At 62.1% G+C, this 1,542-nt stretch carries 2 pseudogenes; one reads left to right on the forward strand and one right to left on the reverse strand.

Features of this window, described 5'->3' with window-relative positions:
* Positions 1-131: 131 nt before the first annotated feature.
* A pseudogene (locus HPC46_RS34310) lies at positions 132-902 on the reverse strand (alcohol dehydrogenase catalytic domain-containing protein); the annotation flags it as partial.
* Between the two features lie 382 nt (positions 903-1,284).
* Between HPC46_RS34310 and HPC46_RS34315 the strand changes: the two are divergent.
* Positions 1,285-1,542, forward strand: a pseudogene (locus tag HPC46_RS34315) (ABC transporter permease); the annotation flags it as partial.

Raw genomic sequence — 1,542 nt, forward strand, 5'->3', positions numbered from 1 at the left:
ATTCCTTTGCTCGAGTGACTTTCGCGGGTCTCTCGAAGAATCACGCGATGACCTTCATTCATCCGGCTACGACACGCCGGTACCGCTGATCAGGTCCGACTCGTACACCACTCTGCTGGACGCAACCGTCCGCGCACGAGTTCAATCGTTGCCTCAGCCGACTCGCTGGTATGTGTCGCACCGAATTTCGGGGCCAAATCACGCTTGAGCGCGGAGGGGTCGACGGCGATCACATGCTGAGCGCCGACCGCACGGGCGCCCTGGACGGCGTTCATGCCCACACCACCGGTGCCGATCACCACGACGGTGTCACCCGGCTCGGTCCCCGCCGACACCGTGGCCGAACCCCAGCCAGTGGTGACACCGCAGGACACCAGGGCGGCGGCGTGAAAGGGAATCGACGGGTCAAGCTTGATCAGCGCGTCTTCCGATGTGACGACGTACTCCGAGAAAGTGCCAAGCTGCGTCATCGCGGTTAGCGCCTCGTTGCCGAGCCAGCGTCGGGAGACGCCGTCGGGTCCTGCGCTCTTGGCAAAGAGGTCTGCACCGACGTCGCAGATGAACGTCTGCCCCGTGACGCACCAACGACACTTCCCACACGCGGCGATGAACGACATGCCCACGTGGTCGCCGGGCTGCAATGTTGTCACGCCGGAGCCGACCGCTTCGACGACGCCCGCTCCCTCGTGGCCGCCGATCATCGGAAAATAGTCGGGTGCCGGCATCCCGGCTGCAACCATCAACTCGGCCATCTCAGGTGTGGGGACGGTGTCGCCGGTGGAGAAGTGATCGTCGGAATGACAGATGCCCGCGGCTCGCATGCGCACGAGCACTTCGTGCTCGCCCGGCTCAGCCAGGTCGATCTGATGGATTTCCCAGTCTTTTCCGACACCGCGCATGATTGCGGCCTGTGACTTCACCTGTGGACTCTCCCGTGAGCTGGTTGTGCCGATTGAGTTGTGTGCCAATGGTCTTACCGACCGTTGCGCCCAGTCTAGGCGGCGGGCGAAATCGCCTCCGGTACAGCTAGGCGCCAGTTGCGCGGCGCAGGATAGTCCCGGAGTGCCGGCGCTGCGTCACCAGAATACAAGTTTGCGCCTACGAGAATATAGATTATCGATGCCGCGCCGAGCGACCGGACAGATCCTTGTATACAAGGATGCACATTGCTAACGTGTTGGCACAATGGTCCCGGCGGCCGTGGGCTCCTGTGTAACAGCACAGGCTGCGGACGCGACATCGATACTCTGCGGTCGAGTGTCGACCTAGCGGAGATGAGGCCGAATGGCGCGCGGTGGTGGTTCAGCGCAGTGGTCGGCCGGGATGGCGCCGATCCGGAATCTGTCGGGGCCGATGCAGGCTATTGGTGGTTTGTTTGCGATGTCGGCTGATGCGGTGCGGTTTGTGTTTCGGAAGCCGTTTCAGTGGCGGGAGTTTTTGGAGCAGTCGTGGTTTGTGGCGCGGGTGTCGTTGGCGCCGACGTTGTTGGTGGCGATTCCGTTCACGGTGTTGGTGTCTTTTACGTTGAATATTTTGTTGCGG

This window comes from Mycolicibacterium vinylchloridicum, assembly GCF_013404075.1.
GTDB classification, from domain to species: domain Bacteria; phylum Actinomycetota; class Actinomycetes; order Mycobacteriales; family Mycobacteriaceae; genus Mycobacterium; species Mycobacterium vinylchloridicum.